Raw genomic sequence first — 21,073 nt, 5'->3', positions numbered from 1 at the left:
TTTACAGAAAAATTTGACAATAGATATTTAGAGTTTTATAATAATAATTATTAAGAAAGAGAAAAACTGGAATAATAGATATTAATTGGTATAGAGTATATAACACATAAGGACATAACAACATAAGTTTTAGCTTGATTATTAGAATAGTGTATTTTGATATTAGACTTACATATTTTATAAATTTTAAAAAATTTATAAAAATTAAATAAAACACTAAATAAGAGGAGGCAAGTTTATGTTTTTTAAGACTACAGAACAGCACGAAGCTTTTCGTGTGAAAATTAGAGAATTTGCAGAGACTGAAATAAAGCCTATAGCATTTATGTTGGACAAGGAAAGTAAATTCCCAGATGAGGCTATAGAAAAGTTAGGAGAAATGGGTGTATTAGGAACTCCTTATTCTAAGAAGTATGGTGGATTAGGTTTAGATGCACTTAGTTATGCCATTGCAGTTGAAGAGCTTTCTAGGGTTGATGGAGGTACAGGTGTAATTCTATCAGCCCATGTTTCATTAGGAATATATCCAATTTTTGCCTATGGAAATGAAGAGCAAAAGCAAAAATATTTAAATCCTTTAGCTAAAGGTGAAAAAATTGGTGCCTTTGGTTTAACTGAACCTAATGCTGGAAGTGATGCTGGTGGAACAGAAACTACTGCTGAACTAGAAGGCGATTATTATATTTTAAATGGTGGAAAGATTTTTATAACTAATGCAGATAAAGCTGATATTTATGTTGTATTTGCAGTAACAACTCCGGACATAGGAGTTAGAGGCATAAGTGCCTTTATAGTCGAAAAGGGATGGGAAGGATTTACCTTTGGTGATCATTATGATAAGTTGGGAATTCGCTCTTCTTCAACTGCTGAATTAATATTTAACAATGTTAAAGTACCTAAGGAAAACTTATTAGGTGAAGAAGGACAAGGCTTTAAAATAGCTATGAAAACATTAGATGGTGGTCGTATAGGTATTGCAGCTCAAGCTCTAGGTATAGCTCAAGGAGCTTATGAAAATGCTTTAGAATATTCAAAGGAAAGAATACAATTTGGTAAACCAATCTGTCAACAACAAGTAATTTCATTTAAGTTAGCTGATATGGCAACAAAGCTAAGAGCAGCTAGATTTTTAGTATATAGTGCTGCTGAACTTAAGGAAAATCATGAACCTTATTCTATGGAAGCTGCTATGGCTAAACAATATGCCTCTGATATATGTTTAGAGGTTGTAAATGATGCATTACAAATATTTGGAGGATCTGGTTACCTTAAAGGAATGGATGTAGAAAGAGCATATCGTGATGCTAAAATTTGTACTATTTATGAAGGAACAAATGAGATTCAAAGAATGGTAATTGCATCTCACATAATTGGTAAAATGCCTAAAAATGAAACTATAACTAAAAAATCTACATCTGGTGGAGTGACTGGTGCTCGTAAGAAGATGATTATGAAAGATGGAACAGCTGAAGAAAAAGTTACTAAGCTTATAGAATCATTAAAAGCAGATGGTTATGACTTTACTGTTGGTATTGATATAAATACTCCAATATCCAAGGCAGACCGTGTTGTTAGTGTAGGTAAGGGAATTGGAGAAGAAAAAAATATGGAGCTTGCTAAAGCTTTAGCTATTCAAGCTGGCGCAGCAATTGGGTCATCTCGTCCTGTAGCTGAAACTTTAAAATATTTACCTTTAAATCGTTATGTTGGAATGTCAGGTCAAAAATTTAATGGAAATCTTTATATAGCATGTGGTATATCAGGTGCTGGACAACATTTAAAGGGGATAAAGGATGCTACTACGATAGTTGCTATTAATAATAATCCTAATGCTCCAATATTTAAGAACGCAGATTATGGTATTGTTGGAGACTTACTAGAAATAATGCCATTACTAACAGCTGCTTTAGATAATGGAGAACCAAAAAAGGAAGCACCTCCTATGAAGAAAATGAAAAAGTATGTTCCTAAAAAGACTATTCCTACTTGGAAGAGATATGTTTGTAATGGATGTGGCTATGAATATGACCCAGCAGTAGGGGATATAGAAAATGACATATCACCAGAAACTTTATTTGAATCTCTTCCAGAAGAGTGGATTTGTCCAGATTGTGGTGAAGAAAAATCTAATTTTATAGAGGTCTAATTTTATAGCAAAAATTTTAAGGTTTTTATAGCAAAAAGGAGGAGTAATTTATGTTTTGTGTTAGAAAAGTAACGGAAGACCTTTATTGGGTAGGCGGTAATGATAGGCGTCTAGCTCTTTTTGAAAATATTCATCCAATTTCAAGGGGTGTTTCATATAACTCATATTTACTATTAGATGAAAAAACTGTACTATTCGATACTGTGGATTGGTCAATTTGTAGACAGTTTTTAGAAAATGTACAAGCAGTTCTTGATGGTAGGCCACTTGATTATTTAGTGATAAATCATATGGAACCTGATCATGGAGCTTCTATTGAGGAAATAATATTACGTTATCCTAATGTTAAGATTATAAGCACTGAGAAGGCTTTTCTATTAATGAGACAATTTGGATTTGACATCGATGGGAGAATAGAGGAGGTTACTGAAGGCGATACAAAATCTTTTGGAAAGCATGAAGTAACATTTGTAGCTGCACCAATGGTACATTGGCCAGAAGCTATGGTTACATTTGATACTACAAATGGTGTTCTTTTTTCAGCTGATGCTTTTGGATCCTTTGGAGCATTAGATGGTAAGCTATTTAATGACGAAGTTGACTTTGACCGTGATTGGATTGATGACGCTAGAAGATATTATACAAATATTGTTGGAAAGTACGGAGCTCATGTTCAATCATTATTAAAAAAAGCAAGTGGACTTGATATTAAAATGATTTGTCCACTACATGGTCCAGTTTGGCGTACAGATCTTGGATATTTTATTGATAAGTATGATAAATGGAGTAGATATGAACCAGAAGAAAAAGCAGTAATGATAGTATATGCTTCAATGTATGGTAATACAGAAACTGCAGCTACCTCTTTAGCTACTAAATTTGTAGAAAGAGGTATAAAAGATGTAACTATGTATGATGTTTCAAGTACTCATGTATCTCAGCTAATTTCTGAGACCTTTAGAGTTAGTCATGTGGTTTTAGCTTCTGTAACTTATAATCTTGGAATTTATCCACCTATGCATAATTATCTTATGGATATGAAGGCACTTAACCTTCAAAAAAGAACCTTTTCAATTATTGAAAATGGTTCATGGGCATGTAAGTCTGGTAAGTTAATGAGTGAGTTCCTAGATGAAATGAGAGAAATGACAATTCTAGAAGATAAAGTTTCACTTGTATCCTCTATGAATGAGGACAATGCTATAGATATGGATTCACTTGTTGAAAGTGTTATAGAATCAATGCAATAGATATACTAAACATGCTATAAAATAAATTATGATTTTACTTTTATAGTAATGAGGTACCTCCAATAAAATTCTTATTAATAGAAATTATTATTAACTTTAAATTTAAGGTGAGTATTATCCGAATTTTTAGATAATACTCATTTTTATTATATCAATAATATTAAGTTTTAAGATTATATATCGATAGAAGTAAGGTATGCTTTTAAATAAAGTAAATTAATGGGGGTAGGCAGATGAAAAAGAAAGTAGGAAAAGTAAGTTTTAAAAGTATTAAAATTCAATTATTAATAAGTTTTATCTCTTTAATAGTTGCTATTTGCATAGGAATCTCTTTAATTTCTTCTTTAATATCAAAAATATCATTAAAAAATACCGTTCAAAAAACTTTACCAGAAATTTCGATTCAAGCTTCAAAGGCTATTGAAAATGGACTTATTGCAGAAATGCAGGCTTTAGAAATAATTTCTGAGAACAATAATTTAAAAGACCCCAAAATATCTATTAATGATAAGGTTTCTACTTTAAAATCAATAGCTAAAAATAGAAATTATACAGCAATGAATTTTATTACCTTAGATGGTACTGCTAGCAGAACAGATGGAACTAGTTTTAATGCAAGTGATAGAGATTACTTTAAAAATGCCGCTTCAGGTACATCATATGTATCTGATCCAATTGTTAGTAAGGCATCAGGAGAAATTGTAGTTATATATTCTGTCCCAGTTAAGTTCAATGAAGATGTAATAGGTGTTATCACAGCTGTTAAAGATGGAAATGAACTTAGTAGATTCGTTAGTGATGTTAAGATTGGTTCTACTGGTCAAGCTTTTATAATAAGTAAATATGGGACAACAATAGCACATAAAGATAAAGAATTAGTATTATCTCAAAATAACGATTTTGAAAATATAAAAGAAGACCTAACTCTTCAATCTATAGTAGATATAGAAAAGAAAATGGTAGCTGGTGAAACAGGATATGGAGACTAAACTTATAACGGTGAATCAAAATACGTTGGATATGCTCCAATAAAGCTTACAAATTGGTCCACTGCTATAACAATAGATACAGATGAAATTTTAAGTGAAATACGTACCTTAAATATAGGTATAGCAATAGTATCTATTATATTTATAATAATTGGTGGATTAATCGTAGTGCTTATATCAAAATCTATAAGTAAACCTATTGATGGAGTAATGATTCATTTAAAAGAAATATCAGAGGGAGATTTAAGTAAAGAAATTTCCGAGGAGCTTTTAAATAGACAAGATGAGATAGGTAAGATGTCATCAGCCTTAGATGTTATGAAAGGTTCAATTATTAATATATTAAATGATATAAAGGAAAGTTCTACTGGTATTGATACTCAAACAGATAAACTTTCAGTAACAGGGGATGAAGTATTGTCTTCAAGTAAAAATATCTCAATAGCTATTAACGATGTCTCAAAAGGCACTATGAATCAAGCCACAGATTTAGTTGATATCACTGCAATACTTCAAGAGTTTAGCGCAAAGTTAGGGGATATGGTTAAGATAATAAAAGATGTAGATGTAAATACAATTAATATAAAATCTATGGCTAATAATAGTAATGATGATATGGAAAATGTAATTGAATCAGTTAGAAATGTTAATAAAGCATTTAATGATTTAATTCTGAAAACACAAGGCGTTGGTAAAAATGTAACAAAGGTAAATGAAATAACTAATTTAATAAATAGTATTTCTGAACAAACTAATCTTTTAGCTTTAAATGCAGCTATTGAAGCTGCAAGGGCGGGAGAGGCTGGCCGTGGTTTTTCAGTTGTTGCTGAAGAAATAAGAAAGCTTGCTGAACAAAGCAAAGAATCTTCTATAAATATAGCCACTATAATATCTCAAATATCAAAGGATACAGAATTAATGGTTGAAACCACAGACTCAGTTAAGTCAGAGCTTCAAACTCAAGAAAAAAATATATTTACTGCTATAAAATCATTTGAGAATATAACAGTAGCAGTAAATGAAATAACACCTAAAATTAATGTTGCAAATAATTCAGTTGAAGATTTAAATGAGAATAAGGATGTAATATTAGAAAAAATAGAAGGGGCTTCGGCTATATCTGAGGAAGTATCTGCATCTGCAGAGGAAATATCAGCGTCCACTGAGGAAATGACTAGTTCAACTAAAGTTGTTGCTGAATCATTAAATGAGTTAAGTGACATGAGCAAAAAGATGATGGTTAATGTCAATAAGTTTAAAATATAAATTAATGATGCGATGGGTAACTATTAGTACCATCGCATCTACTAAGAAACATCAGTAATATGATGTTTTTTTACTCTTTAGGAAATTATATTTTTATGTTTATTGTGAATAACTATCGTAAAATATTTAGTTATTAAGGTTATATCCTAAAGAGGAAAAATAAGACTATATTTTTAATTTACTAAATAAGTTTTATATAATGAATTTGTATAATTATTTTAAATATACTAAAATGTATATATAGATAATATTAAATTATATAAAGAAAGTAGTGTAATGACTTTCTATTGAATTATTTAAGGAGATGTATTAGTATGAATAATTCAGAAAAAAATATAAAAAAAATTAGTAGACTATTTAATTCAATTGATAACTTTTTAATTGAGGGAAAAGAACAAAAGTTAAAAATGACTCTGAGTAAGAAAATAAAAGATTGTATATTTACAGATGAGATTTTAACAAAGCTTAATGAACATGATTTTACTGGAGTTGTTGATAAGGAAGAGGATGTAGTAGTACTTTTTTCAACTATATTCCCTATATTTATAAAAGAAAATGATACTATATTTAGGTTGTATAAGCATAAAATTGAAGTTGATTTATCTGATGAAATGAAAGATAGGTATATTTACATGTTTTCTGATGGAAGATTAACTTCAGGATTATTTAAGTGTTATAACATTAGTGATGATGAATATGTATATGGAATAAAAAGAATAATAGAGGTTATTCCAATTTTTAAGTCTGCTATATTAGAAACTCTATCTAATTATGAAAGTATTATAAATTCAAATAATAAAATAAAAGACTTAAAATCAAGAGAATCATTAGCTGAAAATAATTATGATGAATTAATATCTTATTTATCAGAAAAAAATAAATAAAATTAAAAATGAAGAGTTAAAAAATGATTAAGTACTAAACATTTTGCAACTCTTCTTTTTTTATTTTAACTTATGTTAAAACAATAGCTAATTAAAAAAGATTTAGTGTTGAGCAAGTTTATATAGATATTTATAAAAGTATTAGTATTGATAATAAGGTATTTAATTATTAATTGACAACAAGGAAAATACTATTTATAAACTTTTACAGACATAGTTTTGAAAATGGCGAAAAGCTCCATTCCTTTTTCTATACCCATTTCATTTAAGGATTTTTTTGTTATTAGCGCTACTAAAGGAATACCAACATTTAAAATTACTTTTGCACTATTTCCATCTATTATAATATCCGCTACAACGCCTTTATGAACATTTCGTGCACTACTTATAAAGGTACCTTTACTTAGTATGATATCTTCTGGATGAATACAAACTTTTACTTTTCCTTCTAGTTCAGTATTAACTTGAATTTTAACTGAGTTAATATATGCAAACATTTCTTCATTTTCATGAATTAAGGTTGCTTCATAGCTGTTTTCATAACCTTTAGATTTTAAAAGATAAATATCAAATTGTGAGTTAGATATACGAAGATGCTTTCCCATACGATGAGCATCTAAATCTCCACGTTTTATCATTTCGTACACAGTGCTTTTAGTTATCTTTAATTTTTGAGCAATTTCATCTGGTGTATATAAGATATCTTCATTCATTTCATTCACCTTTTCATTTTATTATTTAATATAAAAATAATTTAACATAATAATTTAAATATAACAATTAGGAGTTACCTTTTTTGTTAAATTTTAGAACTATATATTTGGTTTTAAATATCATCTTATAGATTTCAAATTTAGTTTAATTGGTAAATAAACCTAAAATTGAAAATAATTTGACATAAGGAAATGTTTACATTATAATTTAAATTATTCATTTTAGTTATGTTTAGTTCGGTTTTGTTGTGTTTTATCAAGATTAAAACAACTTTACATTTCTAAACTTATAATTATTTAATAAATGGGGGTATAGAGAATGAAAAAAAGAATAAGTTTAATTTTAAGTATGTGCTGTTTAGTATTTTTTGCTGTTGGGTGTAGCAAAAATAAAGCTACAGAAAATGTAAAGGATAGTCAAACTAAAGAAACAACTATAACTGTTGCAGCTGCAGCAAGTTTAAAAAATTGTATGGAAGATAAATTAATACCAATGTTTAAAGAAAAAAATCCTAATATTAAGGTCCAAGGAACTTACGATAGTTCAGGAAAGTTACAAAGTCAAATTGAAGAAGGTGCAGAAATAGATGTTTTTATGTCAGCAGCAATGAAGCAAATGAATGAATTAAATAAAAAAGGTTTAGTTGATGAGAGCTCTATTGTTGAACTTCTTCAAAATAAAATTGTGCTTATTGTTCCAAAAGGTAGTAATAAAGATATAAAAACTTTTGAAGATATATTAAAGTCTGAAAAAATTGCTATTGGAGATCCAGAAAGTGTACCAGTTGGACAATATTCAAAACAATTATTTGAAAACCTTAAAATTTGGGATCAAGTTTCTTCAAAGGCAAGCCTTGGGACAAATGTTACAGAAGTTTTAAATTGGGTTGCTGAAGCTAGTGCTGATGCTGGAGTTGTATATTCAACAGATGCAGCTTCAAATAGTAAAGTAGAAGTTGTTACAGAAGCTAAAGAAAGAAGTGTTTCTAAAGTAATTTATCCAGTAGGTATAGTGAAGAGTACTAAAAATCAAGAATCAGTAAAGAAGTTCACAGAATTTTTGAAATCTGATGAAGCAATCAAAGTATTCGAATCTTATGGATTTTCAGCTAATAAATAGGAGAATATAATGGATATATCACCAATAATAATTTCTTTAAAAACTGCAACCGCATCAATGGTCTTAACATTTTTGTTAGGACTTTTTGTAGCAATATTTATTGTAAAGATAAAGTCCGAAAAAATAAAAATGATTTTAGATGGTATATTAACATTACCATTAGTTTTGCCACCAACAGTAATGGGATTTTTCCTTTTGATTATATTTGGTGTAAATAGGCCAATAGGTAAGTTCTTGTTAGATTTTTTAGGGGTAAAAATAGTTTTTTCTTGGGCAGCCACTGTAATAGCCTCTGTAGTAATATCTTTTCCACTTATGTATCGTTCAGCAAGAGGTGCATTTGAACAAGTTGATCAAAACTTAATAATGGCTGCAAGAACATTAGGAATGTCAGAGAAAAAAATTTTTTGGCGTATAATGATGCCACTTGCATTACCTGGAGTTGCTTCAGGGGGCATACTAGCCTTTGCAAGAGGGCTTGGAGAATTTGGAGCTACAGCAATGATTGCAGGGAACATAGCAAATAAGACAAGGACCCTACCTTTAGCAATTTATGCAGAAGTATCAGCAGGGAATATGGGGGTTGCTTTTGACTATGTTCTAATTGTTACCATAATATCATTTATAGTTGTTGTTTTAACAAATTATTTTACTCTAAGAGAAAGAAAATATTTGAAGTAAGGAAGAATTTAATGAGTTTGTTTGTTGATATAAAGAAAAAGTTAAAAGGTTTTTCTCTTGAGGTTTCTTTTGAAACAAATGGAGAGTATCTTGGAATTTTAGGTGCTTCTGGCAGTGGAAAAAGTATGACTCTTAAATGTATTGCTGGAATTGAAACTCCTGATGAAGGACGTATTGTACTTAATGGAAAAGTATTATTTGATTCTGAGAAAAAAATTAATCTTAAGCCTCAAGAAAGAAATATAGGATATTTGTTTCAAAATTATGCTTTGTTTCCGAACATGACTGTAGAAGAAAATATTGGAATAGCACTATTAGATTCAAAAAGGGAAAAAGAAAAGAAGGTAAATGAAATTATAAAATCATTTCATTTGCAAGGATTAGAAAAGAAATACCCAAGTCAACTTTCTGGAGGTCAGCAACAAAGAGTTGCTATGGCTAGGTGTATTATATATAAACCAGATATATTGATGCTTGATGAACCATTTTCTGCATTAGATTCATATTTAAAAGAGCAACTTCAGACTGAGGTTTTAGAACTGCTAAAATTGTATAATGGAGAAGTTTTAATGGTTACTCATAGCAGGGAAGAAGTATATAAGTTTTGTAAAAATATTGCTATTATTGACAAAGGTAATTCAATTTTATTAGGAAACACTAAGGAGATTTTTAAAGAACCAAAATTGTTTGAAGCAGCAATACTTACAGGCTGCAAAAATATTTCAAAATGCCAAATTCTTTCTTCAAATAGGGTTTATGCTACTGATTGGAATATCATCTTAGAAACAGAAAAAATAGTACCTGAAAATATAAATTATGTTGGAGTTAGAGCTCACAACTTTAAAATCATTGATGATGTTAACACACAGGATGAAAAAAATGTTCTAGAATGTAAAATAATTAAGATAGTAGAAAACGTATTTGAATATAACATAATGTTTGAAAATAAAAATATTAATGAAAAAAGTGATAACAGTGTTATATTGTATAAAGTTAAGAAAGAGGAATGGGATAATAAAAAAAATAAAGAAAATTTATATTTAAAAATACCTGAAGATTCAATTTTACTTTTGGAGTAATAATTTATAGTGATTATATAGTAGCTTAATAAGTAAAGTTCTTAATTTATAATACAAAATTTAATAATGATTAGACAAAAGGGATATTTTTATAGCTGAAAATATCCCTTTTGTTTACAGTATAAATAGGTTAGCAAAATTTTTTTATTAATTTATTATTTTTTATAATTAATATTTTAAGAAAATCTCTAAAATTTGTTAAAATTTTATCCTAATCATTTATGAGTCAAGTCATAATTTATAAGACAAATAGAGCTTACTATCAGGAGGGATTTAATTTAAATTAATATATTATTTTTTGATATAACCATTTTTGTGAAATAATAAACAAATATATAGAAATAGGGATATATTGACAATTGAATATATGACGTGATAGAATAATATCGTACTGTAAATGATTACAAAAAATAGAGGGATAGAGGAATAAAATGAGTAATTTTAAAAGAGTTTTAGAGGACAATCCTATAGTCGCAGCAGTAAAAGATGAAAAAGAATTAGAGTTAGCTTTAGAGAGTGATATACAAGTTATTTTCGTTTTATTCGGAAACATATTAAATATTAAAAATATAAGTGAAAAAATATTTAATAGTAATAAAATAGGTGTTATTCATATAGACTTAATAGAGGGGATTTCAAGTAAAGAAGTATCTTTGAGATTCTTAATTGAAAACACAAAATTCCAAGGGATAATAAGTACAAAGCCTCAAGTAATAAGATCAGCTAAGAGACTTGGACTTATAGCCGTTCAAAGAGTATTTATGATAGATAGTTTGTCTAAAGAAAATATAAAAAATCATTTAGTAGATGAGTGTGATGCTGTAGAGATTCTTCCAGGATTACTTTTCAAAATAATTAAGGAACTTTCTTTAAGTCTTAATAAGCCATTAATAGCAGGGGGATTAATTTCAGATAAGGAAGATGTAATGGAAGCCTTAAAGTGTGGTGCGACATGTATATCTACAACTAAAAAAGAAATATGGTCTATGTAGAAAAGAGAGAATAAGAGAAAAAGCTACATAAGATTGCTCATGCAATTTTATGTGGTTTTTTTTCTTAAAATAATAATTTTTAATAAAAGGGGAGAGCAAAATGCAAGCATATTTAGCAGAGTTCTTAGGTACACTTATTTTAATTCTACTAGGTAATGGGGTTGTTGCCAATGTAGTACTAAAGAAAACAAAGGGAAATTCTTCAGGATGGATTGTAATAACAGCAGGATGGGGGTTTGCTGTAGCAGTAGCAGCATATATTACAGGATGGATGAGTGGTGCTCATCTAAATCCAGCAGTAACTATTGGACTAGCTTCATCAGGATTATTTGCTTGGGGAAAAGTACCAATGTATATAATAAGCCAGATGTTAGGAGCCATGGTTGGGATGTTTATTGTTTATATTAACTATAAGCAACATTATGATGAAACTTCAAATGGAGAAGACATAAGAGCAACATTTTGCACAGCACCAGCTATAAAAAATAAATTTTATAATTTTGTAGGTGAATTTACTGGAACCTTTATATTATTATTAGGTATAAGAGGAATAACTTATAGTGAAGTCTTTAAAACTACCTTCCAAGGTTCAGGAGGAGAAATAATAGGAACAGTAGGAATTATGGGATCATTTTTGGTAGGTATTTTAGTATGGGGTATAGGATTGTCTCTTGGAGGTACAACAGGATATGCAATAAATCCAGCTAGAGACTTAGGACCAAGAATAGTACATGCTATACTACCTATGAAGAATAAAGTTGATTCAGATTGGAGCTATTCTTTAATACCAGTTATAGCACCTATACTTGGAGGAGTTTTTGGAAGTTTAGTATTTGATTTAATTATTAAATTATAAATTTGAAATTGAAAAATGAGGGAGAGATAACTATGGGAAAGTATATTATAGCACTAGATCAAGGAACAACAAGTTCAAGAGCAATTGTATTTGATAAGGAACAAAATATAGTAGGAATAAGCCAGAAAGAATTTACTCAAATATATCCTAAAGAAGGATGGGTTGAGCATGATCCAATGGAAATATGGGCTACTCAATATGGAGTACTTCAGGAAGTTATAGCTAAAACTAATATTACTCAAGATGAAGTAGCAGCTATAGGTATAACAAATCAAAGAGAAACTACTATTGTTTGGGAAAAAAGCACAGGAAGACCTGTTTATAATGCAATTGTATGGCAATGTAGAAGAACAGCAGATATATGTGATAATCTAAAAGCTAATGGATGGGAAGATTATATTAAGAAAAATACTGGATTAGTTGTAGACGCTTATTTTTCAGGAACTAAAATAAAATGGATACTAGATAATGTAGAAGGTGCAAGAGAAAAGGCAGACAGAGGAGAACTTTTATTTGGAACTGTAGATACATGGCTTGTATGGAAGTTAACTAATGGTAAAGTTCATGTTACTGATTATACTAATGCATCAAGAACTATGCTTTATAATATAAAAGAATTAAAATGGGATGACAAAATTTTAGAGGAATTAAATATACCAAAGTCAATGTTACCAGAAGTTAGAAATTGTTCTGAAGTTTATGGTGATACAAACCTTGGAGGAAAAGGTGGAGTAAGAGTTCCTATAGCTGGTATGGCAGGAGATCAACAAGCTGCTTTATTTGGTCAAACTTGTTTTGAAAAGGGTGAAGCTAAGAATACCTATGGGACAGGATGCTTCTTGTTAATGAATACAGGCGAAGAAATGGTAGAAAGTAAAAATGGTCTTTTAACGACTATAGCTATAGGTCTTGATGGAAAGGTTCAATATGCTTTAGAGGGATCTGTATTTGTAGGAGGAGCTGTTATTCAATGGCTTAGAGATGAGCTAAAAATAGTAAATGATTCAGTAGATACTGAATATTTTGCATCTAAGGTTGATGACAATGGTGGAGTGTATATAGTACCAGCTTTTGTTGGACTTGGAGCACCTCATTGGGACATGTATGCTAGGGGAGCAATATTTGGAATAACAAGAGGAACTAATAGAAATCATCTTATGAGAGCTGCTCTTGAGTCCATAGCATATCAAACAAGAGATCTTATAGATGCTATGAAAGAGGATGTTGGATCAGATCTTAAGAGTATAAAAGTAGATGGAGGAGCAAGTAGAAATAAATTCTTAATGCAATTCCAAGCAGATTTATTAGGTAAAAAGGTTGTAAGGCCTATAATATCAGAAACAACAGCATTAGGAGCGGCTTATTTAGCAGGTCTTGCAGTAGGATTCTGGAAGGATAAAGAAGAAGTTAAGAAATTCTGGCATATGGCTGATGAATTTGATGCAAAGCTTGATAAAGAGCAAGTAGATAAGTATTATAAAGGATGGAAAAAAGCTGTTAAGAGATCCTTAAGATGGGAAGATGAAGAGTAGTACTAAATAATATTCCGATGATTAATATTTATAAATAGTAAAATTATATTTTTAAGAGGTATATGTCTTAGATATTATATTTTAAGACATATACCTTAAATATATATCGCTATAATATATATTTTTATATAATGGAATTTCTATTGCTGAGATAGTAAAATGTCTTATGTATTTATTATAAGATCAAAATAAGATTAATATATAAATTAGAGTCTTTTATAATAATAGAAGAAAATTTAGATAAAGATCCATATGAGAAAGTAAAATAGCCTGTCATAGATTAAGACGGGCTATTTTTTTATTGTATTGTTAATATAATAAGCGAAAATAACGTCAAGAATAATTAAAAGAGTAGATCTTGCTGTTATATCATAACCATATAAATTACTTTTTTCAGAATAAGTGTTTATAGAAGTATCTACAAGTTTAGATAAGGAAGAATCAGGAGTATTAACTATAGCAGCAGTTTTAAAATTTCTATAGCTTAACTTTTCAGCTATATTGGTTAATGTATGAGTTTCTCCACTATTAGATATAAATATAATTAAATCATCATGAGTTGAACTTTTATCTAGAAGATCAATTATGTGAGATTCGTATATATAAAAGCTACTTTTATTAGCTTGCATTAGTAGTTTAGAGAAGTATTCTCCCATGGGTTTAGAAAGTCCAACAGAAACTATAATTATTTTCTTAGCTTCTTTTATCATATTTACTAATCTATTTATGTTATTAATAGAGAGTTTATCTAGTGAAAGATTTATATTATTTTTGATAGCTTCTATATAGTTATCTATATGAGGATTGGTATCTATATTAATAGTTTTTAATATGTATTTAAGCTCTGAAAAGCCTGATAAGCCTAGTTTACTACACATTCTAATAATTGTAGTTGTACTTACATTGTTTTCATCTGCCATTTTAGTTAAAGATTCTTTTTTTGATTTTTCTAAGTTTGAGTCAATATAATAAAAAATATGTTTTTCAGCATAAGTTAAATTATTTAGCTTATCAGAGAAGTAATTAACAAGAGTACTCATAGATATAACCTCCAAATAAAAAAATTGTATATTTAAAATCATTATACACATTTAGATATAAAAAAGTAAAATTATACTTTCATTGTATAACAAAAGTTTATATAAGTATGTAATAATAGGCTTGTAAAAGATTGCAAAAGATATAAAGCGATGTACATTAAAATTAAAAAGGAGAGAATGAAGATGGATTTAAAAAAGATGACCAATAATAATCTTATTCTTTTAAATCAAAAATGTTCAAATAAAAAAGAAGTAATAAAAAAATTAGTAGAAAGACTTTATGATGATAATATAATTTCATCAAAAGAAGAATTTTTACAAGCGGTTATGGAAAGAGAAGCACATTCTCCAACAGGGCTTGAAAGAGGAGTTGCAATTCCACATGGTAAGTCAACCACAGTAAAAAAAGCAGCTTTTGCAGTGGCAAGATTAGAAAAGCCTATAATGGATTGGGAAAGTGTTACTGATGACAATAATGTTGATTTAGTATTTTTATTAGCTATTCCAAAAGCTGAAGAAGGATCAACTCACTTAAAATTATTAGCTGAATTATCATCGGCTTTAATGTATGAAGATTTCACAACTAATTTAAAAAAGGCTAAAAATAGTAAAGAATTTATTGAAGCCTTAAATTATAAGAAGGAAAATAGTGAAGTTAAAGAATATAATAAGACGGTTTTAGCTGTTACAGCTTGTGCTACAGGAATTGCTCACACATATATGTCTGCTGAAGCATTAGAAAAGGCAGGAAGAGAGATGGGAGTTAGAATACTTGTTGAAAAGCAAGGGGCTAACGGAATAGAAGATAAGCATAGCAAAGAAGATATAAAAAATGCTGATGGAGTAATATTTGCATGTGATATAGCTGTTAAAAATATTGAAAGATATAATGGCAAAAATTTTGTTAAAGTAAAAGTTGCTGAACCATTAAAGGATGCTAAGGCTTTAATAAATAGAGTTTTAGAAAATCCAGAAGGAAAAGTAGATGGAGGAGAAGTAGCAGACACATCAAAAGATAATGAAAAGAAAAAAGGAATTTTATCTGAAATGATGGAAGCTGTAATGACTGGTATTTCTTATATGATTCCAGTTATAGTTGCAGCAGGCCTTATGATGGGAATAGCAAAGCTTTGGGCCATGGGAATAGGTCAAATAGATAACTTAGGGCAGTTTGGAGAAAGCTCAAATCAATTGTATGTATTCTTACATTATTTAGATAAGTTTGGTGGATTAATATTTAAGTTTATATATCCAGTATTTGCAGCTTATGTTTCTTATTCAATAGCAGATAGACCAGGTCTTGTACCAGGGTTCATAGGAGGTGCTTTTGCCGGTGGATTACATTATACATTCTGGGGAGTTAAGGGTGGAATACCTTCAGGATTCTTAGGTGCTTTAGTATTAGGTCTAGTTGCAGGTTATTTAAGTAAATTCTTAAATGAGAAGATTAAATTACCAAAAAATCTTCAAGCAATGAAACCAATGTTTTTATTACCTGGTATATCAGTATTAACTATATTTATACTGAATTTTTATCTTATAGATCCAATTTTTGGAGGAATAAATGGTTGGTTATCAAATTTAATAGCTTCTTTTGATACAGGAAGTACGTTACTATTAACATCTGTAATAGCAGCTTGTACAGCGTTTGACCTTGGAGGGCCAGTAAATAAGGCAGCTGGAGCTATAGCTATGGGACTAGCAGCAGATGCCATATTCCCTCTAACAGGAAGAGTATTATCTATAATAATACCTCCAATAGGATTGGGCCTTGCAACAGTTTTAGATAAATTTGTCGTTAAGAGAAGAGTATTTGATGAAAGTTTAAGAGTTGTTGGTAGTACATCAATTATGTTAGGACTTATAGCAGTAAGTGAGGGAGCTATACCATTTATGTTAAAGAACCCATTAATAACTATTCCAATTAATATGCTTGGTGCAATATTTGGATCATGTACTGCTGTTGCTTTAGGTGCAGTTCAGTGGAATCCATTACCAGCAATATGGGGATGGCCTTTAGTGGAGAACTTATGGGCTTATATAGTAGGGCTACTAGTAGGAACATTATTTATAGCTTTGGCAAATATCTTTATAAGATATTACTTAATTAAAAAAGAAGAGAAGAACATAATGTAATAATCAATTATGAACTAAAAGCTATATTTATAGTTTTTAGTTCTTTCACTAGGAAGTAAAATTAGGAGGATAAGAATGAGTAGAAGAAAAAAGGTATATGTAGTACCACATTCACATTGGGATAGGGAGTGGTACTTTACAATAGAGGATTCAAACCTACTACTAAGTCAAAATATGTCATATCTTATGGATGTATTAGAAAAAAATTCAGAATTTAATTCATATACATTTGATGCTCAGCTTTCAATTGTTGATGAATATTTAAAAATTTATCCAGAAGATAGGGAAAAGTTAGAAAAATTAATAAAAGAAAGAAGAATCTTTGTAGGGCCTTGGTATACTCAAACTGATAGTTTATTAGTAAATAAGGAGTCTATAATAAGAAATTTACTATATGGAACAAGATTAGGAAATAAGTTAGGTCATTCTATGAAGGTAGGATATTTACCTGATATTTTTGGGCAAAATCAATATTTACCTTCAATTTTTAAAGGGTTTGATATAGAAAATAGTGTACTTCAAAGAGGGGTGTACACTGATGAGTTAAAGGGAAATTTGAATTTTAAATGGACTTCACCTGATGGAGAGACTGTAAAGGCAAACAATATTTTCTTAGGATATGGACCAGGAAAATTTTTATCATCAGATAAAGAGTATATAGAAGAAAAGCTTATGCCTATGCTTAAAAAACTAGAGGATTTAAATAAGGATTCAGATAATCTTTTATTACCAGCTGGTGGAGATCAAGTTCTTATTAGAGAGCACTTTCCAAAGGTTGTGAAAGAACTTAATGAAAAACAAGATAAGTATGAATTCATATTATCTAACTATGAAAATTTTATGGCGGATACTTGGAATGCTGATTTTGAAAATGAAATAAGAGGAGAATTAATAGCTTGTCAAAAATCAAGAATCCATAATACTATAAAATCTCAAAGATATGATATTAAAAAAGCTAATTATGACGTGGAAAACAAGATACTTTATATTTTAGAGCCACTTGCTGTTATAGGAAAATCTCTAGGTTTAAAATATCCAACATCCTGGATAGATATGATGTGGAAATTATTATTTGATGTACATGCTCATGATAGTATAGGTGGATGTAATTCTGATGATACAAATAGAGAAATTTTAAATAGATTAGAGAAGGTAAATAGAATTTGTTCAGGGTTAATAAACATAATAAAGAAACAAATTACTATAGCAATTAGTAATAAGGTTGGAAAGGAAAATATACTTGTACTTTTCAATACTAAGGTGCAAAACTCAATAGAAAATATCAAAACAGTAATATTCACTAAAGAAAAAAACTTTATATTAGAAAATTTAGATGGAAGCAATGTAAGCTTTGATTTAATAAAACAAGATTATTTAAGTGGGGGAAAACAAGTTGTAGTAACAGCTGAGGGCGAAAAGGAGATAGAACTTCCAGGGTACTATAGAAGTGAAGTAGTTATAAATAATCAGGAGCTTTTAGCTATAGGATATAAGACTATAGTAGTTAATGATGGAACAATAAATAAAGAAAATATTCTAGAATCTATTAAAGAAAATAAAATAGAAAATAAGAGCTTTAAAATAGTGGTTCAGGATAATAATGTTATATTAGTTAATAAGAAAACTAAAGAAGAAATTAAAAATATGTTCTACTTTGAGGATACTGAAGATTGTGGTGATTCTTATGATTATTCACCAGCAGAAAGTAATGAAAAAACACTTCTATTAAAAGCTATATTTTTAGGTGTTAAAAAATCTAAAAACATAAATAAGATGTTTATTCAGCATGAAGGATTTAACTTAAAAGCTGAAGAGGTAATTGTAAATACAGAAATAGAGCTTAGAAGTAATGAATCATTTATAAGAATAAAACACAGTATAGATAATAATGTTAAGGATCATAGGGTAAGAGTTATATTAAATAGTAACGTAAACAGTACAAAATCTTTAAGTGATGAAGGATTTTCCTTTGTTGAGAGAAATAATATAAACACATATTTTAATACATGGAGAGAAAAAGGCTTTGCAGAAGCTCCAGTACCTATATATGCCTTAGAAAATATAGTTGCATTAAAGAATGAAAATAATATTTATGGAGTTATTGCTAAGGGAATTAAAGAATTTGAAATTTTAGATGATTCAAAGATAGCACTAACACTATTTAGAAGTGTTGGAGTACTTGGAAAAGATAATCTTCTATGGAGACCAGGAAGAGCTTCAGGAATAAATAATAAGGTTGTTTACACTGAAGATGCACAACTAATTAAGGAAATGAATTTCGAGTATGCAATAGCAATGATAGATTCACCAGAAGAAGAATTATTTAAGCTAGCAGATAAGTATATTGAAAGATACACAACTTATCAAAAGCAAAGCTTAAACCTTTTTGAAGAGAGATTGGAAAGATTTGAAATTCCATTAAATTATGAAGTTAATAAAGAGGAATATTCTTTAATTAAAATAGATAATTGTAATGTAATACAAAGTGTATTTAAAGAATCTTATGAAAAAGATGGATATATATTAAGACTATTTAATCCTAGTGATAAAGAGGAGAGTATTGGTTTAATGGGAGATTTTAAAAAATTAACATTAACTAATCTTTATGAAAGAGAAATTGAGGAGATTACAGGAAAAATTAAAATCAAGCCTAGAGGGTATGTAACTATAAAGGTAAGATTATAAAATCTGGAGGTTTTTATGAATAAACTAGAACTAATTAAATCTATAGTTGAAAAAATAAGATTTGTATATAATTCAGATTATAAAGAAGAATTTGAAGTGGAAATTGAAAAGCTAATAAATAAGTGGGAGAAAGTAAGTTTTATAATACCAGAAGCTATTTCTGAAAAAAATGTATATTTAATAACTTATGGAGATAGTATTTATGAAGAGGGAGTACCAACAATAAGAACTTTAAATAAGTTTTTAAAGGAAAATATAGAAGATACTATAACTGATGTGCATATACTTCCAATGTTTACTTATACTTCTGATGATGGATTTTCTGTAGTTAATTATATGGAAATAAATAAGGATTTAGGAGATTGGGAAGATATAAAAAATTTATCTAAAGATTATAGATTGATGTATGACTTTGTAGCTAATCATATTTCTAAATCTAGTAGCTGGTTTAAGGGATACTTAAATGATGAAGAAAAATATAAAAATTATTTCATAAAAGATGATAATAACTTTGATAGTAAGAATGTAGTAAGGCCTAGAACATCACCATTATTTCATGAGTATAAGGGTGAAAGTGGATTAAAGACAGCTTGGACAACATTTAGTGAAGATCAAATTGATGTTAATTTTGGACATTTCCCAGTTTTTTTAGAAATGACAGATATATTATTAAACTATGCCCAAAATGGTGCCACATCAATAAGATTAGATGCTATAGGCTTTTTATGGAAGGAATCAGGTACAAGTTGCATGCACCTTCCACAAACTCATGCCATTATTGAGATTTGGAGAATGCTTTTAGATTATTTTAAGCCAAATACTCAAATAATAACAGAAACTAACGTACCTCATAAAGAGAATATAAGTTATTTTGGTGATACAACTAACGAAGCTAATATGGTGTATCAATTTGCTTTACCACCATTAGTTTTACATACTCTTACAACTCATAACTCTAAAAAGTTAAATGAGTGGGCTAAAACTATAGATAAGGTATCTAACACGGCCACATACTTTAATTTTCTATCAAGTCATGATGGCATAGGAATGAGACCAACAGAAGGTATATTATCTGACGAAGAAAAGCAACTTTTAGTAGACAAGGTTATTAAAAATGGTGGTAAGGTTTCTTATAAGAATAATACTGATGGAAGTAAGTCTGTATATGAGCTTAATATAAATTATAATGATGCTATTATAAATTTAGAAGAGGATATTGAATTAGAAATTCAAATTAATAAGATAGTTGCTTCAAATTCTATATTATTATCTTGTGTAGGAGTACCAGCAATATACTATCACTCACTATTAGGTTCAAAAAATGACTATAAGGGCTTAGAAGAGTCAGGAATAAATAGAAGGATTAATAGAGAAAGACTTGAGTTCTCAAGAATATCTACTGAATTAAAGTTAGATGAAAGAAGAAAAAAGATATTTAATAGAATAAAGGAATTAATTAAAATAAGAAAAGAACATTCTGCATTTTCACCATTTGCGTCTCAAAAGGTTTTAAATCTAGGAGAAAATATATTTGCTTTAGAAAGATTTAATGAATACACAAAGGAGAAAATAACTTTTATAGTAAATATAGATTCTAAAATATCAAAAGTAAATTCAATTATTTCTGGTAAAGATATAATTACAGGTAGAGAAATAAGTAGTAACATAGAATTAAAACCGTATGAATTCTTATGGATAAAGTAA

16 protein-coding genes are annotated in these 21,073 nt (G+C 28.9%); 14 read left to right on the top strand and 2 right to left on the bottom strand.

All coding sequences use genetic code 11. The annotated features are described in order from the left end of the window. Nucleotides 1-238: 238 nt before the first annotated feature. The 5 genes from ACH36K_RS14750 (at nt 239) to ACH36K_RS14730 (ending at nt 6,535) form a co-directional block, all read left to right on the top strand. Nucleotides 239-2,146, top strand: a complete 1,908-nt coding sequence (locus ACH36K_RS14750) for an acyl-CoA dehydrogenase family protein (RefSeq protein ID WP_411168368.1) — start codon at nt 239-241, stop codon at nt 2,144-2,146. 50 nt (nt 2,147-2,196) lie between these two features. Further along, nucleotides 2,197-3,396, top strand: a complete 1,200-nt coding sequence (locus ACH36K_RS14745) for an FprA family A-type flavoprotein (RefSeq protein WP_411168367.1) — start codon at nt 2,197-2,199, stop codon at nt 3,394-3,396. Nucleotides 3,397-3,629: 233 nt separating this feature from the next. After that, nucleotides 3,630-4,385, top strand: coding sequence for a cache domain-containing protein (locus tag ACH36K_RS14740; RefSeq protein WP_411168366.1), 756 nt, complete (start codon nt 3,630-3,632; stop codon nt 4,383-4,385). A 168-nt stretch (nt 4,386-4,553) separates the two neighbouring features. Beyond that, nucleotides 4,554-5,651, top strand: a complete 1,098-nt coding sequence (locus ACH36K_RS14735; protein ID WP_411168365.1) for a methyl-accepting chemotaxis protein — start codon at nt 4,554-4,556, stop codon at nt 5,649-5,651. Nucleotides 5,652-5,965: 314 nt separating this feature from the next. Beyond that, a complete protein-coding gene (locus ACH36K_RS14730) occupies nt 5,966-6,535 on the top strand; it encodes a hypothetical protein (RefSeq protein ID WP_411168364.1) in 570 nt (189 codons plus the stop codon). 191 nt (nt 6,536-6,726) lie between these two features. On the opposite strand, the gene ACH36K_RS14725 is transcribed toward ACH36K_RS14730, so the two are convergent. Continuing rightward, a complete protein-coding gene (locus ACH36K_RS14725; RefSeq protein WP_411168363.1) occupies nt 6,727-7,248 on the bottom strand; it encodes an excisionase family DNA-binding protein in 522 nt (173 codons plus the stop codon). Between the two features lie 319 nt (nt 7,249-7,567). Here ACH36K_RS14725 and modA point away from each other — a divergent pair, with 319 nt between their 5' ends. From modA to glpK, 6 genes are all read left to right on the top strand, one after another. Continuing rightward, nucleotides 7,568-8,368 (top strand): molybdate ABC transporter substrate-binding protein, encoded by an 801-nt coding sequence (modA, locus tag ACH36K_RS14720; RefSeq protein WP_411168362.1) that lies wholly within the window; start codon nt 7,568-7,570, stop codon nt 8,366-8,368. A 9-nt stretch (nt 8,369-8,377) separates the two neighbouring features. Next, entirely contained in the window at nt 8,378-9,049 is a 672-nt protein-coding gene (modB, locus tag ACH36K_RS14715; RefSeq protein ID WP_411168361.1) for a molybdate ABC transporter permease subunit, read from the top strand. Nucleotides 9,050-9,060: 11 nt separating this feature from the next. Further along, on the top strand, nt 9,061-10,128 hold the full coding sequence (locus tag ACH36K_RS14710) for a sulfate/molybdate ABC transporter ATP-binding protein (RefSeq protein WP_411168360.1): 1,068 nt from the start codon (nt 9,061-9,063) through the stop codon (nt 10,126-10,128). A 431-nt stretch (nt 10,129-10,559) separates the two neighbouring features. Continuing rightward, nucleotides 10,560-11,120, top strand: coding sequence for a glycerol-3-phosphate responsive antiterminator (locus tag ACH36K_RS14705; RefSeq protein ID WP_411168359.1), 561 nt, complete (start codon nt 10,560-10,562; stop codon nt 11,118-11,120). 100 nt (nt 11,121-11,220) lie between these two features. Next, nucleotides 11,221-11,976: an MIP/aquaporin family protein gene (locus tag ACH36K_RS14700; protein WP_411168358.1), complete on the top strand. Its 756-nt coding sequence runs from the start codon at nt 11,221-11,223 to the stop codon at nt 11,974-11,976. Nucleotides 11,977-12,008: 32 nt separating this feature from the next. Further along, entirely contained in the window at nt 12,009-13,508 is a 1,500-nt protein-coding gene (gene glpK, locus ACH36K_RS14695) for a glycerol kinase GlpK (protein ID WP_411168357.1), read from the top strand. Between the two features lie 290 nt (nt 13,509-13,798). Here glpK and ACH36K_RS14690 read toward each other — a convergent pair whose 3' ends face one another. Next, entirely contained in the window at nt 13,799-14,548 is a 750-nt protein-coding gene (locus ACH36K_RS14690; protein WP_411168356.1) for a MurR/RpiR family transcriptional regulator, read from the bottom strand. Nucleotides 14,549-14,731: 183 nt separating this feature from the next. Here ACH36K_RS14690 and ACH36K_RS14685 point away from each other — a divergent pair, with 183 nt between their 5' ends. The 3 genes from ACH36K_RS14685 (at nt 14,732) to ACH36K_RS14675 (ending at nt 21,073) form a co-directional block, all read left to right on the top strand. Further along, nucleotides 14,732-16,684, top strand: a complete 1,953-nt coding sequence (locus ACH36K_RS14685; protein WP_411168355.1) for a fructose-specific PTS transporter subunit EIIC — start codon at nt 14,732-14,734, stop codon at nt 16,682-16,684. Between the two features lie 75 nt (nt 16,685-16,759). Further along, nucleotides 16,760-19,369: a glycoside hydrolase family 38 C-terminal domain-containing protein gene (locus ACH36K_RS14680; protein WP_411168354.1), complete on the top strand. Its 2,610-nt coding sequence runs from the start codon at nt 16,760-16,762 to the stop codon at nt 19,367-19,369. A 15-nt stretch (nt 19,370-19,384) separates the two neighbouring features. Beyond that, complete coding sequence (locus tag ACH36K_RS14675; protein WP_411168353.1) at nt 19,385-21,073, top strand: sugar phosphorylase; 1,689 nt, start codon at nt 19,385-19,387, stop codon at nt 21,071-21,073.

The sequence above is a fragment of the Clostridium sp. MB05 genome (genome assembly GCF_046581255.1).
In the GTDB taxonomy this organism is placed as follows: domain Bacteria; phylum Bacillota; class Clostridia; order Clostridiales; family Clostridiaceae; genus Clostridium.
The sequence above is the reverse complement of the archived record's forward strand: the minus strand, read 5'-3'. Positions and strand labels throughout refer to the sequence as shown.

Excerpts from the sequence above, each read along its gene's own strand:
- ACH36K_RS14710 (WP_411168360.1), top strand. The coding sequence starts at position 9,061 with ATGAGTTTGTTTGTTGATATAAAGAAAAAGTTAAAAGGTTTTTCTCTT.
- ACH36K_RS14680 (WP_411168354.1), top strand. The coding sequence starts at position 16,760 with ATGAGTAGAAGAAAAAAGGTATATGTAGTACCACATTCACATTGGGAT.
- modA (WP_411168362.1), top strand. The coding sequence starts at position 7,568 with ATGAAAAAAAGAATAAGTTTAATTTTAAGTATGTGCTGTTTAGTATTT.
- ACH36K_RS14690 (WP_411168356.1), bottom strand. The coding sequence starts at position 14,548 with ATGAGTACTCTTGTTAATTACTTCTCTGATAAGCTAAATAATTTAACT.
- ACH36K_RS14725 (WP_411168363.1), bottom strand. The coding sequence starts at position 7,248 with ATGAATGAAGATATCTTATATACACCAGATGAAATTGCTCAAAAATTA.
- ACH36K_RS14685 (WP_411168355.1), top strand. The coding sequence starts at position 14,732 with ATGGATTTAAAAAAGATGACCAATAATAATCTTATTCTTTTAAATCAA.
- ACH36K_RS14730 (WP_411168364.1), top strand. The coding sequence starts at position 5,966 with ATGAATAATTCAGAAAAAAATATAAAAAAAATTAGTAGACTATTTAAT.
- ACH36K_RS14740 (WP_411168366.1), top strand. The coding sequence starts at position 3,630 with ATGAAAAAGAAAGTAGGAAAAGTAAGTTTTAAAAGTATTAAAATTCAA.
- ACH36K_RS14745 (WP_411168367.1), top strand. The coding sequence starts at position 2,197 with ATGTTTTGTGTTAGAAAAGTAACGGAAGACCTTTATTGGGTAGGCGGT.
- ACH36K_RS14705 (WP_411168359.1), top strand. The coding sequence starts at position 10,560 with ATGAGTAATTTTAAAAGAGTTTTAGAGGACAATCCTATAGTCGCAGCA.
- glpK (WP_411168357.1), top strand. The coding sequence starts at position 12,009 with ATGGGAAAGTATATTATAGCACTAGATCAAGGAACAACAAGTTCAAGA.
- ACH36K_RS14675 (WP_411168353.1), top strand. The coding sequence starts at position 19,385 with ATGAATAAACTAGAACTAATTAAATCTATAGTTGAAAAAATAAGATTT.
- modB (WP_411168361.1), top strand. The coding sequence starts at position 8,378 with ATGGATATATCACCAATAATAATTTCTTTAAAAACTGCAACCGCATCA.
- ACH36K_RS14700 (WP_411168358.1), top strand. The coding sequence starts at position 11,221 with ATGCAAGCATATTTAGCAGAGTTCTTAGGTACACTTATTTTAATTCTA.
- ACH36K_RS14750 (WP_411168368.1), top strand. The coding sequence starts at position 239 with ATGTTTTTTAAGACTACAGAACAGCACGAAGCTTTTCGTGTGAAAATT.